The organism is Nocardioides marmotae (genome assembly GCF_013177455.1).
GTDB classification, from domain to species: Bacteria; Actinomycetota; Actinomycetes; order Propionibacteriales; family Nocardioidaceae; genus Nocardioides; species Nocardioides marmotae.
In genome coordinates, this window is record NZ_CP053660.1 from 1,059,450 (window position 1) to 1,075,184 (window position 15,735).

Genomic DNA, 15,735 nt, shown 5'->3' on the forward strand with positions numbered 1-15,735 from the left:
GCCGGATTTCGCCCCTCGACGCCCGAGGTTTCGGAACGGTTAAGACGTTCGTTTCAGGGGTGGCCGCGGCCGCGACCGGCGGGTCAGGAGACGGCCCAGCAGGTGACTCAGTAGGCGGTGCGGTCGGCCTTGGTCAGCCAGGCGTCGAAGGGCGCGAGCCGCTGCGCCAGCGGCTCGGCGGTGACCGGCATCGGCCAGGTCGCCCGGTCGGCGGCGACGAGGTCGTAGAACGCGCGGTCGTCGAAGCCGGCGCCCGCGGCGTCGTCACGGTCCGCGGCGTACACGACCCGGTCCAGGCGCGCCCACAGCGAGGCCGCGAGGCAGAGCGGGCACGGCTCGCAGGAGGTGTAGAGCGCGCAGCCGGCGAGGGTGAAGGTGCCCAGCTCCGCGCACGCGCGGCGGACGGCGACGACCTCGGCGTGGGCGGTCGGGTCGAGGTCGGGGGTGACCCGGTTGGTGCCCTCCGCGACGACGACGCCGTCGCGGACCACGACGGCCCCGAACGGCCCGCCGCCGGTCGCGACGTTCTCGACGGCGAGGCGGACGGCCCGGTCGAGCCAGGTCTGGTCGGTCACGGTTCCTCCTGGGGGTTCCGGGGGTGGTCGGCGGCGCTGCAACGGGCGTTGCGGGCCAGCCGCCAGAGCCGGTCGCGGCTCATCGGCAGCTCGTGGGGGCGGACGCCGAGGGCGTCGCGGACGGCGTTGGCGAGCGCCGGCGCGACGGGGTTGTACGGCGCCTCGCTCATCGACTTCGCCCCGTGCGGGCCGAGGGCGTCGTGGGTGTCGGCGTACAGCACCTCGGTCGTCGGCAGGTCGCCCATCTGCGGGACGCGGTAGTTGCGGAAGGTGCGGGTGGTGACCTCGCCGGCCTCCACGCGGACCTCCTCGAGCAGCGCGCTGCCGAGGCCCTGGGCGACGCCGCCCTCGACCTGCCCGCGCAGCTGCTCGGGGTTGATCACGACGCCGGCGTCGACGGCCTGCACCGATCGCAGGACCCGCAGCTCGCCGGTCGCGGGGTCGATCGCGACCCGCACGGCGTGCACGTTGAAGGCGACCGAGCGCGGGGTGCCGTGGTGCTCCCCGCGTCCGACGACCCGCCCGTCGGCGTCCGGGCGCTCACCCTCCGCGAGGCGGCGCCGCAGGTCGCGGGCCGCGGCCAGCACCGCGCTGCCGGCGACGACCGAGCCGGTCGAGCCATAGGCCCCCGTGTCGTACGACGCCGCGTCGGTGTCGCCGGCGTGCAGCCGGACCCGGGCGGGGTCGACGCCGAGCTCCTCGGCGACGAGCTGGACGTGCACGGTGGCGGTGCCGTTGCCGAACTCGGCCGTGCCGACCCCGATCGTCACCGAGCCGTCGGCCTCGCAGGCGACGCTCGCGTCGGCGTGGTGGCCGCGCGGCGGGATGGTCGCGATCATCGCGGCCGCGAGGCCCTCACCGACCAGCCAGCCGTCGGGGGCGGGCTCTCCGGCGTCGCGGGCGAGCGCCTCCTCGGCCAGGTCGAGGCACTGGTCGAGCCCGTAGCTGCCGAAGACCAGGTCGGTGTCGGCCGGCCCGTTGACCACGAAGTCGTCGCCGGGGCGCACCACGTTGCGGCGGCGGACCTCGGCGGGGGAGAGGCCGGCCTCGCGGGCCAGCTCGTCGAGGGCGGACTCGATCGCGAAGATCACCTGGCCCAGCCCGTAGCCGCGGAAGGCGCCCGAGGGGACGTTGTGGGTGTAGACCGCCTCGGCGTCGAGGCGCTTGTTGGCGCACCGGTAGAGCGCGATCGACTCGTGGCAGCCGTGGAAGAGCACCCCGGGGGCGTGGTTGCCGTAGGCGCCGGTGTCGCTGAGCACGTCGAGCCGCATCGCGGTCAGGACCCCGTCGGCGTCGGCGCCGAGCTCGACCTCGACGCGCATCGGGTGGCGCCCGGGCACCATCGTGAACTGCTCCTCGCGGGTCAGCTCCAGCTGCACCGGCTGCCGCACGCCGGCCTCGGCGAGCCGGAGCACCGCCAGCGCGACGACGTCCTCCACGAGCATCTCCTGCTTGCCGCCGAACCCGCCGCCGATGCGGCCGGTGACGACCCGGACCCGGTCCGGCTCGAGCCCCAGCACGTGGGCCAGCTCGTCGCGGACCAGGAACGGCACCTGGGTGCTGCTGCGGACCACCAGCCGGCCGTCGTCGTCGAGCCACGCGCGGGCGCCGTGGGTCTCCAGCGCCGCGTGGTTGACCCGGCTGGTGCACCAGGTGCCGGAGACGCGGTGCACGGCCGCGGCCAGGCCGGCCGCCACGTCGCCGACCTCGCCGTGGCTCTGGGCGACCACGTTGCGGGCGGGGTCGGCGACCCGCGAGCGGGTCGCCGACTTCTCCCCGTGGACCAGCGGCGCGCCGGGTCGCCGGGCGTCCTCGGGGTCGTGGACGGCCGGCCGGACGTCGTAGGTCACCTCGACGAGGGCGAGCGCCTGCTCGGCCACGGCGACCGAGTCGGCGACCACGGCGGCGACGCGCTGGCCACGGAAGCGGACGACGTCGTCGAGCAGGCGGGTGTCGTCGGGGTCGTCGAGCCGGCTGGCGTGCCGGCCGCTGGAGTAGAGCACGTCGGGGGCGTCGCGGTGGGTGAGCACCAGCCGCACGCCCGGCAGCGCCTCGGCGCGGGTGGTGTCGATGCGGGTGATCCGCGCCGAGGCGTGCGGGCTGGCCAGCAGCCGGACGTGGAGCACGCCGTCGAGCGGCAGGTCGAGGGTGTACTCCTCGCGGCCGGTGACCACGCGCCGCGCGGCGGGGGCGGGGGCCGAGCACCCGAAGCCGGCGCCCGGGGCGACGTTGGTCCGGCCGGCCAGCGCGTCGCGGATCGAGCGATAGCCGGTGCAGCGACACAGGTTGCCCTTGAACACCTCGGCCAGCCCGTCGTCCGGCACGGTGCCGTCCTCCTCGGCGAGGGCGGTGGCGGTGACGACGTACCCCGCGGTGCAGAAGCCGCACTGGAAGCCCTGGGCGTCGAGGAAGCGCTGCTGCACCGGCGAGGGCGACTCGGGGGTGCCCAGCCCGGCGGCGGTCGTGACCTCCCGGCCGACCGCGCGGACCGCGGGGTGCACGCACGAGTGCACCGCCCGGCCGTCGACGAGCACCGAGCAGGCGCCGCAGTCGCCGGCGTCGCAGCCCTTCTTGACCGCGGTGGCGCCCTGCTCGCGCAGCCAGGTGCGCAGGCACTGGCCCGGGCGCGGCTCGCCGGTGACCGGCCGGCCGTCGACGATCATGCGCGCAGCTCCCGGACGACCTCGCGGGCGAGGGTGGCGGTGACGGCGGCGCGCCAGTCGGGCGCGCCGTGCGGGTCGTCGTACCAGCAGTCCACGGCGGCGAGTCCTTCCTCGAGCCGGTCCGCGTCGAGCACGACGGGCCGGGTGGTGGCGGCGGTGACGGTGACGCGGTCGCCCACCCCGACGACGACCGCCGAGGAGCGGCCGTGCGGGGCCAGCGACATCCGGCGGAAGGCGGCGCGGGCCGCGAGCGCCGAGGGCGGTACGTCGACGGCGCGGATGACCTCCCCGGGCGCGAGCGAGGTGGTGGCGACCCCGCGGACGAGCTCGGCCACGGGCTCGCGCCGCTCGCCGCCGTCGGGGGTCCACACCAGGGCGATGCCGTCGAGCCCCGCGGTCAGCGAGGTCATCGCGCCGGCCGGCAGCGCGAGCGCGATGTTGCCGCCGACGGTCGCCGCGTGCTGGACCTTGAAGGACAGCAGGAACGCGTCGGCCGCGGAGCGGGCCAGCGGCCCGAGCGGTCCCAGGAGCGGCGAGGCGACCAGCTCGGCGATCGTGCAGGTGGCGCCGATGCGCAGGGTGCCGTCGCCGAGCAGCTCCACGGCCGGCCACCCGAGGGTGGTGAGGTCGACCAGGCCGGTGGTGCCGGGCTGCGGCTCGGAGAAGAGCCAGGTGCCGCCGGCGAGCAGGGTCTCGCCGGGGGCGAGGCGCAGGTCCGCGCGGCCGGTCGGGCGGCGGAAGGAGGTGACGCCGGGCAGGTCCATCAGCCCTCCACCTCGCCGAGCAGGTCATAGGTGCGGCTGATCGCGCCGACCCGGTCGCGCGCGGGCCGCCCGCGGGCGGAGAGCACCGCGTCGGCGAGCACGCTGACGACGCTCATCGCGGCGGCGTAGCTGTCGAAGGCCAGCCCGCTCTGCACGGGGCACTCGACCCACACGTCGACCCGCTCGGCCAGCGGGAGCGCGGTGGGGTCGGCGACGAGGACGACGGCCGCGCCGGTCGCGCGGGCGGCGTCGAGGAGCTCCGCGAACCCGCGCGGGCGGCGGCGGAACCCGAGCACGACCACGCCGTCGCCGGGGCCGAGGTCAGCGAGCTCCTCGCCCATGACCTGCCCGGGGAGCGGGGCGAGCGCCACCGCGGGGCGGGCCTGGACCAGCTGCTGGCGCAGGTGCAGCGCCACGGGGTGGCTGTTGCGCCAGCCGACGACGAGCAGGCGGCGGGCCGAGCCGAGGACCCGCGCGGCCTCCCGCAGGGCGGGCTGGTGCACGGCGCGGGCGATGGCGTCGCCCTCGGCCGCCGCGTGGACGGCGAGGTCGGGGCTGCCGTCGACGCGGCGCGGCTCCCCGGCGCTGCGCAGCGCCCGCAGGTGCTCGCGCACCTCGTCGAAGTCGGCGAAGCCGAGGCTGCGGAAGAGCCGGCTCATCGTGGCCTTGGAGACCCCGGCGAGGGCGGCGAGCTCCGCGGCGCGGTACGTCGCGAGGTCGTCGAGGTGCTCGAGCAGCGTCGCCGCGGCCTTGCGCTCCTGCGGCGAGAGCGACCCGTGGTGGCGGGCGATCCGCTCGTCGATCCTCATGCCGCGCCCCGCCCCGCGACGACGGCCGCCACCGCGAGCACGGCCGCCTCCAGCGCGTCGATGCCGCGGGCCACGTCGACCTCGCGGACGTCCTCGTCGGGGTGGTGGCTGATGCCGTCGGAGCAGCGCAGGAAGAGCATCGCGACGTCGGCGACCGCGGCGACGGCCATCGCGTCGTGCCCGGCGCGGCTCCACAGCCCGCGGGGCTCGGCGTCCCCGGTCGTCGCGATGCCGGCCACCACGGCCTGCTGGAGCCACGGCGCGCACGGGACGGCGGGGGCGCTGTGGGTCTCGACGACCTCGAGGCCGAGCCCGCGGGCCGCGCACAGGGCGGCTGCCTCCGCGCGCATCGTCTCCCACATCGCGTCGCGCTCGGCGTCGGTGGCCGCGCGCAGGTCGAGGGTGAGGTCCGCCCGGCCGGGCACCACGTTGACCGCGCCGGGGGCGACCTCGATCCGGCCCACGGTCGCGATGCAGCCGTGGTCGCCGGTGGCCCGCGCCAGCCGCTCCACGGCGGTGACGACCTCGCTGGCGCCGACCAGCGCGTCGCGCCGCCGGGAGTACGGCGTCCCGCCGGCGTGCCTCGCCTCGCCGTGGACGCTCAGCACGAACCGCCGGGCGCCGGCGATCGTCGTGACGTAGCCCAGCGAGGCGTCGGCGGCCTCCAGGTGCGGCCCCTGCTCGATGTGCGCCTCGAGGTAGCCGACCAGCTCCTCGGGCCGGCGCGCGGCCTCGCCGACCCGGGCCGGGTCGAGCCCGAAGTCGACGAACGCCTCGCGCAGCGTGGTGCCGTCGCGGTCGGTCAGCCCCCACCAGGCCTCGTCCCAGGTGCCGGCGAGCGCGCGGCTGCCGAGCAGCGCGGCGCCGAACCGGGCGCCCTCCTCGTCGCCGAACCCGACGACCTCGAGCGCGAACGGCAGGTCGCGACCACGCAGCCGCTCGGCCACCGCGAGCGCCATGACGACGCCGAGCGGGCCGTCGTACCTCCCGGCGTCGGGGACGGTGTCGAGGTGGGAGCCGAGCAGCAGCGCCGGCAGGCCGGGGGCGACGCCCTCGCGCCGGCCGCACTGGTTGCCGGCGGCGTCCTGCCAGGCGCGCAGCCCGGCCTGCTCCATCCAGGTGCCGACCAGCGCGTTGGCCCGCGCGTGCTCGGGGGTCAGGTGCACCCGCTCGATCGCGTCCGGCCGGCTGCTCAGCGCGGCCAGCGCGGCGCAGCGGGCCAGCGCGGTCGCCGCGTCGGCGTCGGTGCCGGCTCCGGGGTCGGTGTCGATGGTCATGCGTAGACCTCGCGGGCCGCGCCGACGCCGCCGCCGGCGGTGACCGACGCCCCGGCCGCGCGGAGCACCTGCTCCAGCGCGGCGAGGGTGGTGAGCACGGCGTCGCGGCGGGCGTTGTAGCCCATCGTGCCGATCCGCCAGACCCGCCCGTGGAGCGGGCCGAAGGAGGTGCCGATCTCGATGCCGAAGTCCGCCAGCAGCGCCGCGCGGGTCGCGGCGCCGTCGACGCCGTCGGGGATCTCGACCGCGACGACGTTGTGCATCTTCTGGGCGACGTCGCCGAAGACGCCCAGCCCCAGGCCGCGGACGCCCTCGAGCATCGCCCGCCCGTGCAGCGCGTGACGGGCCACCGCCGCGTCCAGGCCCTCCTCGACGAGCAGGCGCGCGCACTCCCGGGCGCCGTAGAGCATGGTCGTGGCCTCGGTGTGGTGGTTGAGCCGGCGCGGGCCCCAGTAGTCCATCACCTGCGCGAGGTCGAGGTAGTTGCTGGCGATCCGGGTCCCGCGGGCGGTGTCGCCGGGCTCGCGGATGCCGGCCTCGACGTGCTTGCGGGCCTCGATGACGTCGACGGCGCGCTCGGAGATGGTGATCGGGGCGCTGCCCGAGGGGCCGCCGAGGCACTTCTGCAGCCCGGCGGTCACGACGTCGAGGCCCCAGGCGTCGGTCGCGAAGGCGTTGCCGCCGAGGCTCGCGGTCGCGTCGCAGTAGAGCAGCGCGTCGTGGCGGCGGCAGACCTCCCCGAGGTCGGCGAGCGGCTGGCACATCGTGGTGGAGGTGTCGCCCTGGACCACCGCGACGAGCTTCGGCCGCACCGCCGCGACCGCGGCCTCGACCTGCTCGGGCGCGAACACCTCGCCCCACGGCACCTCGATGGTGTGCACCTGCGCGCCGCACCGCTCGGCGATCTCGACCAGGAGGTGGCCGAAGCGGCCGAAGACCGGCACCAGCACTCGGTCGCCCGGCTCGAGCAGGCTGACGAGCGCGGCCTCGATGCCGGCGCGGGAGGTGCCGTCGACCAGGAACGTCTGCTCGTTGGCCGTCGCGAAGACCTCGCGGTAGAGCGCCATGGTCTCGGTCATGTACGCCGTCATCGCGGGGTCGTACTGCCCCACCAGCTGGGCGGACATCGCGCGCAGCACCCGCGGGTCGGCGTTGATCGGTCCGGGCCCCATCAGCAGCCGCGCCGGCGGGTGGACCTGGCCGCTCATGCGGTCCGCCCCAACATCCGGCCCAGCATCCGGCCGCGGGCGTGGTCGACGACCGAGCTGCCCCGCACGAGCGTGTGCGTGACCCGCCCGGCGAGGGTCAGCCCGTCGTAGGCGCTGACCGGGTTGCGGTGGGCCAGGTCCGCGGCGCGGACCTCGGTGGTCGCGGTGGGGTCGTGGACGACCAGGTCGGCGTCGGCGCCGGGCGCGATCCGGCCCTTGTCCGGCAGGCCGACGAGGTCGGCGGTGCCGGTCGCCATCCACTGCGCGACCCGCTCGACGCCGATCCCGCGGGCGGCCGCCTCGGCGGCGACGGCGGTGAACCCGACCTGGAGGCCGGCCACGCCGCCCCAGGCCTGCTGGAGGTCGCCGCCGCCGCGCGCCTTCTCCTCCGCGGTCGTGGGGGAGTGGTCGGAGACGACGACGTCGACCACCCCGGCGAGCAGTGCCTCCCACAGCCGTTCGCGGTTGGCGCGGTCGCGGATCGGCGGGCAGCACTTGAACTCCGGGGCCGCGTCCGGGATCGCGTCCGCCTCCAGGCACAGGTAGTGCGGGCAGGTCTCGACGGTGACCGGGAGCCCCTCGGCGCGGGCGTCGGCGAGCAGGTCGACGGCCCGGGCGCTGGAGAGGTGCAGGACGTGCACACGCGCGCCGGTCGCCCGCGCGCCGTCGAGCACGCGGCGTACCGCGGTGGTCTCGGCCTCGTCGGGCCGGGAGAGCAGGAAGTCGGCGTAGGCCCGGCTCGGCGGGTGCGGCGCCGCGTCGAGGACGGCGGGGTCCTCGGCGTGGACGACCATCAGGGCGTCCAGCCGCGCCACCTCGGCCAGCGCCTCCTCGAAGCCGGCGGGGTCAAGCGGCGGGAACTCCTCCACGCCCGAGGGCGACAGGAAGCACTTGAAGCCCAGCACGCCCGCCTCGTGCAGCGGCTCGAGGTCCGCGAGGTTGCCCGGCACGGCTCCGCCCCAGAACGCGACGTCGACGGCGAGCCGGCCCGCGGCGGCCTCCTGCTTGGCCCGCAGCCCGGCGACCGTCGTGGTCGGCGGGACCGAGTTGAGCGGCATGTCGACGAGGGTCGTGACGCCGCCGGCGTGGGCGGCGCGGGTGGCCGTCGCGAAGCCCTCCCAGTGCGTGCGCCCCGGCTCGTTGACGTGCACGTGGGTGTCCACCACGCCCGGCAGGACGTACGCCGCGTCGGGCACGTCGAGCACCGGCCCGGCGACCGGGTGGTCGACCGCCTCGACGCCGCTCACCCGCCCCTCGGCGATGGTCACCGTGGCCGGCCGCAGCGCGCCGTCGACCAGCACCTGCCGGCCGCGGACGGCGGCCCACGCGGAGGAGCCGGTTCCGACGGCGGCGCTCACGCGAACCCCGCCACGGTCGCCCACGCGCGCGGCTCACGGGCCTCGCCCTCGCGCTGCACCGTCGCCTGGATCAGCCCGTAGGGCCGGTCGGAAGCGACGAACACCTCGCCGGGGTTATCCAGCCCGAACGGCTCGAGGTCGACGAGGAAGTGGTGGTTGTTCGGGCACGACAGCCGCACCTCGGCGATGCCCGGGAACGCCTCGAGGACGGCCTTGCCCATCGCGAAGATCGTCTGCTGCAGCGCGAGGGAGTGCAGGTCGGCGAAGGTGGCGAGCAGCAGGTCCCGCACGGCGGCGTACGTCGCGTCGAACCCGCCGGGACCGCTCGGCAGCTCGGCGTAGCGCCACCAGGCGGTCACGTCGGTGGCGAGGATCCGGTCGTCGGTCTCGGGCAGGGTCGTGTAGCGGTCGCGGGGGAAGCCGCCGAACTCCGACCCGGTCGACTTCAGGACGGTGAGGTCGCGCAGGCCGGCGAGCACGAAGACGTCGTCGCCGTCGCGCTGGACCAGCGCGGTGCGGGTCTCGCGGCCGCCGCGGACGAAGGAGTGGTCGTGCGGCGCGCCGTCGACCTCGAGCCGCTCCCAGGCGTGCTGCCGGGCCTCCCACCGGCCGCCGCTGACCCACGGGAAGCCGGTGGTGAAGTGCTCCGCGAGCCGCAGCAGCAGCTCCTCCGGCGCGCCCACGCCGTCGCGGGCGAAGGCGTAGAGGGTGTTCTTCTGGGTGTCGGTGGCCACGACCTGGCTGTTGTCGCCGTCGGTGTGGCAGGCCGCGAAGTCGCCGCGCAGCTGGCCGGTGACCGTGAGGTCGGTGATCCGGTGCCGCCCGCCGGGCGCGCCCGGCGTCTCGCGGTCGATCCGGACCAGGCGGCACTCCGCCTTGCCGTACTGGTTCTCGCCGAGGACGACGTCGCCCGCTGCCACGGCTCAGCTCCCCTTGTAGGTCGTGTAGGCGAAGGGGCTCAGCAGCAGCGCCACGTGGTGGTGCGCCTCGGTCGCGTCCACGGTGACGTCGACCCGCACCACCGGGTGGAACGCCGTCGCGGTGGCGAAGGTCAGGGCGTGGTGGCCGCCGTCGAGGTCGCCGGCGAAGCGCGCCCGGCCGTCGGCGTCGGTCCGCACCCGCTCCAGCTCGGCGCCGTCGGCGCCGCGGGTGAGCACGACCTCGAGGTCCGCGCGGGGCGTGCCCTGCGCGGCGTCGAGCACGTGGGTGGACAGGGTCGTCATCCGAAGAGCCCCCTCAGCCGCAGGGCGGCGATCTCGGCGAGCTGGCCACGCGTGACCTCGAGCTCGATGGTCGGGTCGTGGGCCAGGCGCTGCTCGAGCTGTTCGAGGATCTCCGCCGCGCTGCGCCCGGCGGCGCGGACGAGGAAGACCCGGCCGAAGCGCTGCTCGTACGCCGCGTTGCCGGCCGCGATCCGCCGGGCGAGGTCGGCGTCGGCCCCGCCGTCGCCGGCGACCCCGGACTGCTCGCGGCGCGACATCGCCGCGCTGGCGCCGTCGCCCGCGTGCCGCTCGCCGATCCGCGGGTGGTCGGCGAGGGCCTGCTCGACCTCGGCGCCGGTCCACGTCGCGGCCAGTGCGTCGGCGTGGGCGACCAGCGCGTCGACGTCGGCGTAGGGGCGGTCCGCGACGACCGCGTCCACCCACGAGGCGATGGCCGCGCAGGGCCGGACGGCGTCGGCCGCCTCGGCCTCGCCCATCGTGTTGAACTGCTCGATCCGCACGCCGCGCTCCTCCCGTGGAGCGGCTGACGCTAGGAAGCCCGCGTGTCGACGGATCGAAACCGTCGTTTCAGCGGCGTTACGGTCGCGGCGGTCGCGTTTCGGTTCCGTCGCCGGTCAGGTCCACCGCCAGCCGCAGCAGGTCCCGGTCGCGGCCGGGCGCGGCGACCAGGCACCCGCCGGCGGGCAGCCCGCCGGTCGCCGGCGCGGTCGTCACCGGCACCGAGACCGCGGGCAGTCCGCCCAGCCCGGCCACGCAGGTCAGCAGCATCGTCGAGGCGCGCACCGGCTCCATGTCCTCGCCCAGCCGCGGGGCGACCGAGGAGGCCGACGGCAGCAGCAGCACCCGCCCGCCGACCAGCGTCCGCACGGTCGCCCGCGCCTCGTCGGCGACGGCCCGCGCGGCGCTCGCCTGCGCCTCGGTCAGGGTCCGGGCGTGCTCGAACCGGCCGCGGACGTCCGCGCCGAGGACGTGCAGCCGGTCCTCGAGCCAGGCGCCCCACGACTGCCAGGCCTCCCACGCCTGCACGGTCCGGAACGCGTCGAGCCACGCCGGCAGGTCCTCGAGCGGCCAGCGCTCCTCGCTCGCGTCCGCCGGGGCGAGCCCGCGGACGGCCGCGGCCACCTCGGGCGAGGCCAGGTCGAGCAGCGCGGGCACGACGACGACCTGGTCGGTGCCAGGGGTGGGGCCGGCGGCCGGGGGGAGCAGCACGTCGCCGACGGCGGCGAGCAGCGCCGCGGACCGGGTCAGCCAGCCGACGGTGTCGAAGGACGGCGCGAGCGGCAGCAGCCCGTCGACCGCGACGGCGCCGTGGGTGGTGCGGATCCCGAAGAGGCCCTGGTATGCCGCCGGGACCCGGATCGAGCCGCCGGTGTCGGTCCCGAGCCCGATGGTGGCGTGGCCCAGCGAGACGGCCGACGCGGGGCCGGAGGTGGACCCGCCGGGGACGCGGTAGGGCGCCCGCGGGTTGGGCGGCGCGCCGGTGTGGGCATTGGTGCCGGCCAGCGACCAGGCGAGCTCGTCGGTCCGCGCGATCCCGCGCACGTCCGCGCCGGCGGCGAGCAGCTGCCCGAGGACGGCGGCGTGGTCGCGGGCGGTCGGCGCGGCGTCGAGCCAGGCGGGGTTGCCGGCGCCGGTGCGGTGCCCGGCGACGGCGTACACGTCCTTGACCGCCACCGTCTCCCCGGCCAGCGGACCGCGGCCCGCGCCGGGCACGAGCGGGTCGCCGACGACCCGCCACACGCGGGTGTCGAGGGCCGGCGGCGGGACCGCGACGTGGGCCGCCGTCACCTGCCAGCCGTCGGCGCCCCGCGCCCAGAGCTGGGTCTGCTGCCCGCGCCCGCCGCGCTCGAGCTCGGTGATCGCCACGACGAGCGCGTGGTCCTCGTCGATCGTCTGCACGTGGGTCTGCACGATCCGCCGCCGCGGCGCGCCGCCCCGCCGGCCGCGGAAGGCACTGATCGCGTCGTGCCCGACCAGCAGGCCGGCCGCGTCGCCGCGCAGGGTGGTCGGGCCGGGCGCGAAGAGCCGGTCGAGCGCGTCGAGGTCGTCGGTCATCAGCGCGCGCTCGTAGGCCCAGAACGCCTCGACCAGGCCGGCGGGCACGGGCTTCGACGCGCCGCTGGTCGTCGCGGGGGAGGAGGTCATGAGAAGTCACTCTTGCGGATGCGGGCGTGCACGCCGGTCACCACGTCGACGACCTGCGAGATCCGGAAGTCCGTGGCGGCGCTGAGGTAGGCGTAGGCCAGCGACCGGTCCATGCCGTACGCCGCGGCCAGGAGCGCGATCGCGGCACGCACGCAGTCCCGCACCGCCTCGTCGAGGTCCTCGTCCAGACCGGTCGGCACCAGGTGCTCGGCGGTCTCGGCCAGCGGCCCCGCCAGCTCGCCGAAGCAGCGTACCGCCTCCTCGCGGGGCACCACGTCCAGCCGCACCGTCGCCCGCAGCGAGGCCTCCAGCGCCGTCAGCGAGACCTCGCCCTCGCCCTGGGCGAAGTGCGGGTCGCCGACGTAGGCCAGCCCGCCCGCGACCTGCACCGGCAGGTAGAGCGTCGACCCGACGGTGAGCAGGTTGATGTCGAGGTTGCCGCCGTGCGGCCCGGGCGGCACCGAGTGCGGGCGCCGGTCCCCGGCCACCGCGACGCCCATGATCCCGAGGAACGGCGCGAGCGGGAACGACACCGCGGGCTCCCCGCCCGGGCGCAGTGGCAGCCGGCCGTGCGTGCCGTCCTCGCTCACCGTGGCGAAGGCGGAGAAGACGGCGGCGCCGTCGAGGGGGTACTCCCCGGCGAGCGCGCCGCGGCCGTGCCGGTTCGAGATCACGCCGTAGGGCACCCGCGGCAGCGTCTCGACCACCCGCATCGCCAGCAGGTCGCCCGGCTCCGCGCCCTCGACCAGCACCGGCCGGCTCACCACGTGCGGGCCGTCCACCCCGAACGTCCGGGGCAGGTCGCTCGCGGCGATCGCGACCGCGTCCGCCAGCACCTCGGCCACCCCGTGCTCGCCGAAGAACCGCGCGGGGTCACGGCCCTGGTCCTCCAGGATCCCCTCGTGGCTGACGGTGTCGAAGGTGACCTCCGTGCCCGGCGCCACGCTGAGCACCGGCTCGTCGGCCGCGCACGGCAGCCGCCCCCACAGCACGGTGTCGGGGGAGGACGGCAGGTAGGTCGTGGACCGGATCGGTCCGGCTCCGGGCTGCAGGATCACGGCCCGGACGCTAGGGAACGGTTGTTTCAGGCGTGTCTCGGCCGGCGCTCCGGTGACCTCGTCCTGGGTCCCCGCCCGGCGCCACGCCCGGGCCCCGCGTCGGCGCGGCGGCCGGGATCGGTACGGTCCAGGGATGCACGAGTACGACGCGCAGACCGCCGTCACCGCGACCGGCGCCAGCACCTACGCCGCCGAGCTGTCCGACGGATGGCACGTCGGGGGCGGCATCAACGGCGGCTACCTGCTGGCGATCATCGGCCGCGCGATCAGCGAGCACCTGCCGGCCAAGCCGCACCCGCTCTCGGTCAGCGCCTACTACCTCTCCGCCTCGGTCGCCGGCCCCGCCGAGGTGGCCCTCGACGTGCGCCGCGACGGGGGATCGATGGCCACCGTCGCCGCCGACCTGCGGCAGGGCGACGCCACCCGGATCACCGCGCTGGCGACGTACGGCGACCTCGGCCGGCTGGGCGACGACGTCCGCACGACCGCCGAGGAGCCGCACCTCCCGCCGGTCGAGGAGTGCGTGCCCTCCTCGATGGCGCCGGAGGAGGTACGCCGCGTGGCGCCCCTGATGCAGCGCTTCGACATGCGCTTCCACCCCGACCACGTCGGGTGGGCGGTCGGGGAGCCGGGCCGCACCGGGGTGATCTCGGCCTGGTTCAAGCTCGCCGACGGGCGCGAGCCGGACCCCGTCTCGCTGCTGCTGGCCGTCGACGCGCTCCCGCCGGTCACCTTCGACCTCGGCATGCCCGGCTGGGCGCCGACCCTCGAGCTGACCGCCCACGTCCGCGCCGTCCCGGCGCCGGGGTGGCTCAAGGTCCGGCACGCCACCCGCAACGTGGCGGGCGGGATGTTCGAGGAGGACTGCGAGGTCTGGGACTCCGCCGGCCGGCTCGTCGCCCAGTCCCGCCAGCTCGCCCGCCAGCCCCGCTGACCGCTCCGCGCTCGCCCGCCCGCGGCGGCCCGCCTAGGACCTGACCACGTCGGGCACGTCGGGCACGTCGGCGTCGTGGATGGCCGGTCCCCGCTCGCGCCACCACGCGGCCGCACGGCGCAGGTCGGCGTTCTCGTGCTCGGCGAGCGTCTTCAGCTCGGTCGCGCCCTGCATGCCGAGGGCGAAGAGGGTCGCCTGCCGCTCGGCGGGTCGCTGCTGGGTGACCACGGCGTCGGCCAGCGCCACGGCGTCCTCGTTGGCGAGGCCGCCGCGGGCCATGCCGACGTTGAGCAGCGCCCGGGTGCGGATGGTCGGCCGCTCCTCGGTGCGGGCGCGGCGGATCACCTTGTCCTCGCGGCCGCCGTGCCCGACGCGCATCAGCACCGTCCAGGCCCGGGCCGCGAGCAGGTCGTTCGGGTGGCCGGTCAGCCGCAGGCACTGCTCGGCGACCGCGGGCGCGTACGGGCTGGCGGCGATCACCAGCGCCGCGTGGTGGCGCCGCGCCTTGTGCACGTGCAGCAGCGCCTCGCGCAACAGCCGGCGCAGCATCGGGTCCGGCTCGCGGGAGTGCTGGGTCGGCGTCTGCGCCTGCGCGGTGGCCGCGAGCTCGGCGACGATCGCCACGGTCTGCGCGTGCGGGACCAGCTCGGAGGTCACCCGCGCCTGGGTCACCATCCCGAACGCCCGTCGCGTGCGCAGCCCGCCGCTGATCTGCTCCCACGACGGCTCGGGCAGGTGGACGGCGAGGTCGAAGAAGTCCAGCCGCCCGTCGAGCGGGTCCTGCCGGCGCAGCGCACCGAGCACGGCGCTCTCGAGCTGGGGGAGGGCGTCGGGCTGGAGGTGCCCGCGCGCGATCTTGTACGCCGCCACCGACGCGGCGGCGCGGCGCTGGTTGCCGTCGTCGCTGGCCAGCAGCCGCAGCACGAGCTCGCCGGCCGGCGCGTCGGGCAGCTCGGTCAGCAGGTTGAGCACCGGCGCGACGACCTGGGTGTCGGGGTGGACCACGAAGCTGCCGACCGCGCGGAGCATCGGGCGCTGGGCCGCGCGGTGGCGCAGCATCGTCGCGGCGGCCTCGTAGCGGCGTACGTAGGCCGGGCCGACCGCGACCCCGAGCTCGTCGACGAGCCGGCCGCACAGCCGGGTCCACTCCTCCTTGCGCAGGAAGACGTGGTCGAAGCGGTGCAGGTCCTCGGCCAGCCGCAGCCACATCGCGCCGCCGGCGTCGCCCCGCTCGGCCGCGTCGAGCATCCCCTCGAACGACCCGGTCGTGAGGTCCGCCTCGCTCAGCGAGGGCTCTCGCGGGGCGGCGCCGGTGCCGAAGGAGCGGCGCAGGCCGGCCGCGATCGAGACCAGCGAGCCCTCGGGCCGTCCGAGGACGCGTTCGTACGTCGCCACGACCCGCCCCGGCACGGCCTGCAGGCCCGACTCCCACCGCGAGACGCGGGTGTTGTCGACCTGGACGCCCTGCTCCTTGAGCACCTTCAGGAACGCCTCGCGCCGCGCCAGCTCCGGGTCCGGCGCGAGCAGCCGGTTGGTGCTGAGCAGCCAGGCCACCCGCTGGTCGACGCCGACGCCGAGCTCGGTGATGGGCGTCTTGTCGACGGGGAGCTTCTGGGGGCGGCCCCGTCGACGGGCTGCGCCGGAGCTCTCGCCGGTGCTGGTCATGGGTCCCTTCCGGGCAGGCTTCATGGGCATGACTCCATGACCCGGCTCACGTCGTC

Annotated in this window: 14 protein-coding genes; 1 reads left to right on the plus strand and 13 read right to left on the minus strand. The window is 76.6% G+C overall.

The features are described from left to right. Positions 1–107 precede the first annotated feature (107 nt). From HPC71_RS05055 to HPC71_RS05110, 12 genes are all read right to left on the minus strand, one after another. Entirely contained in the window at positions 108–575 is a 468-nt protein-coding gene (locus HPC71_RS05055; protein ID WP_171896219.1) for a nucleoside deaminase, read from the minus strand. Beyond that, positions 572–3,238 (minus strand): molybdopterin-dependent oxidoreductase, encoded by a 2,667-nt coding sequence (locus tag HPC71_RS05060; protein WP_154613951.1) that lies wholly within the window; start codon positions 3,236–3,238, stop codon positions 572–574. Before HPC71_RS05060 ends, HPC71_RS05055 begins: the two co-directional genes overlap by 4 nt. Continuing rightward, entirely contained in the window at positions 3,235–4,002 is a 768-nt protein-coding gene (locus tag HPC71_RS05065) for an FAD binding domain-containing protein (protein WP_154613952.1), read from the minus strand. Before HPC71_RS05065 ends, HPC71_RS05060 begins: the two co-directional genes overlap by 4 nt. Then, on the minus strand, positions 4,002–4,811 hold the full coding sequence (locus tag HPC71_RS05070; RefSeq protein WP_154613953.1) for a MurR/RpiR family transcriptional regulator: 810 nt from the start codon (positions 4,809–4,811) through the stop codon (positions 4,002–4,004). Before HPC71_RS05070 ends, HPC71_RS05065 begins: the two co-directional genes overlap by 1 nt. Further along, a complete protein-coding gene (locus tag HPC71_RS05075) occupies positions 4,808–6,088 on the minus strand; it encodes an allantoate amidohydrolase (protein ID WP_154613954.1) in 1,281 nt (426 codons plus the stop codon). The genes HPC71_RS05070 and HPC71_RS05075 overlap by 4 nt, the downstream gene beginning before the upstream one ends. Then, positions 6,085–7,296 carry a pyridoxal-phosphate-dependent aminotransferase family protein gene (locus HPC71_RS05080; protein WP_154613955.1) on the minus strand — a complete coding sequence of 404 codons (1,212 nt, stop codon included), beginning with the start codon at positions 7,294–7,296 and terminating at the stop codon, positions 6,085–6,087. The genes HPC71_RS05075 and HPC71_RS05080 overlap by 4 nt, the downstream gene beginning before the upstream one ends. After that, positions 7,293–8,654, minus strand: coding sequence for an allantoinase AllB (gene allB / locus HPC71_RS05085; RefSeq protein WP_171896220.1), 1,362 nt, complete (start codon positions 8,652–8,654; stop codon positions 7,293–7,295). The genes HPC71_RS05080 and allB overlap by 4 nt, the downstream gene beginning before the upstream one ends. Then, positions 8,651–9,574, minus strand: a complete 924-nt coding sequence (pucL, locus tag HPC71_RS05090; protein WP_171896222.1) for a factor-independent urate hydroxylase — start codon at positions 9,572–9,574, stop codon at positions 8,651–8,653. Before pucL ends, allB begins: the two co-directional genes overlap by 4 nt. 3 nt (positions 9,575–9,577) lie before the next feature. Further along, positions 9,578–9,877, minus strand: a complete 300-nt coding sequence (locus tag HPC71_RS05095; RefSeq protein ID WP_154613956.1) for a hydroxyisourate hydrolase — start codon at positions 9,875–9,877, stop codon at positions 9,578–9,580. After that, a complete protein-coding gene (gene uraD / locus HPC71_RS05100) occupies positions 9,874–10,377 on the minus strand; it encodes a 2-oxo-4-hydroxy-4-carboxy-5-ureidoimidazoline decarboxylase (protein ID WP_171896223.1) in 504 nt (167 codons plus the stop codon). Before uraD ends, HPC71_RS05095 begins: the two co-directional genes overlap by 4 nt. Positions 10,378–10,453: 76 nt before the next feature. Beyond that, positions 10,454–12,022, minus strand: a complete 1,569-nt coding sequence (locus HPC71_RS05105; RefSeq protein WP_154613957.1) for an AtzH-like domain-containing protein — start codon at positions 12,020–12,022, stop codon at positions 10,454–10,456. Further along, on the minus strand, positions 12,019–13,080 hold the full coding sequence (locus HPC71_RS05110; protein WP_171896225.1) for an acetamidase/formamidase family protein: 1,062 nt from the start codon (positions 13,078–13,080) through the stop codon (positions 12,019–12,021). Before HPC71_RS05110 ends, HPC71_RS05105 begins: the two co-directional genes overlap by 4 nt. A 133-nt stretch (positions 13,081–13,213) precedes the next feature. Between HPC71_RS05110 and HPC71_RS05115 the strand changes: the two genes are divergently transcribed. Beyond that, on the plus strand, positions 13,214–14,014 hold the full coding sequence (locus HPC71_RS05115) for a thioesterase family protein (protein WP_154613958.1): 801 nt from the start codon (positions 13,214–13,216) through the stop codon (positions 14,012–14,014). Between the two features lie 33 nt (positions 14,015–14,047). Here the strand turns inward: HPC71_RS05115 and HPC71_RS05120 are convergent, their stop codons facing one another. Then, positions 14,048–15,679, minus strand: coding sequence for a hypothetical protein (locus HPC71_RS05120; protein WP_154613959.1), 1,632 nt, complete (start codon positions 15,677–15,679; stop codon positions 14,048–14,050). Positions 15,680–15,735 lie beyond the last annotated feature (56 nt).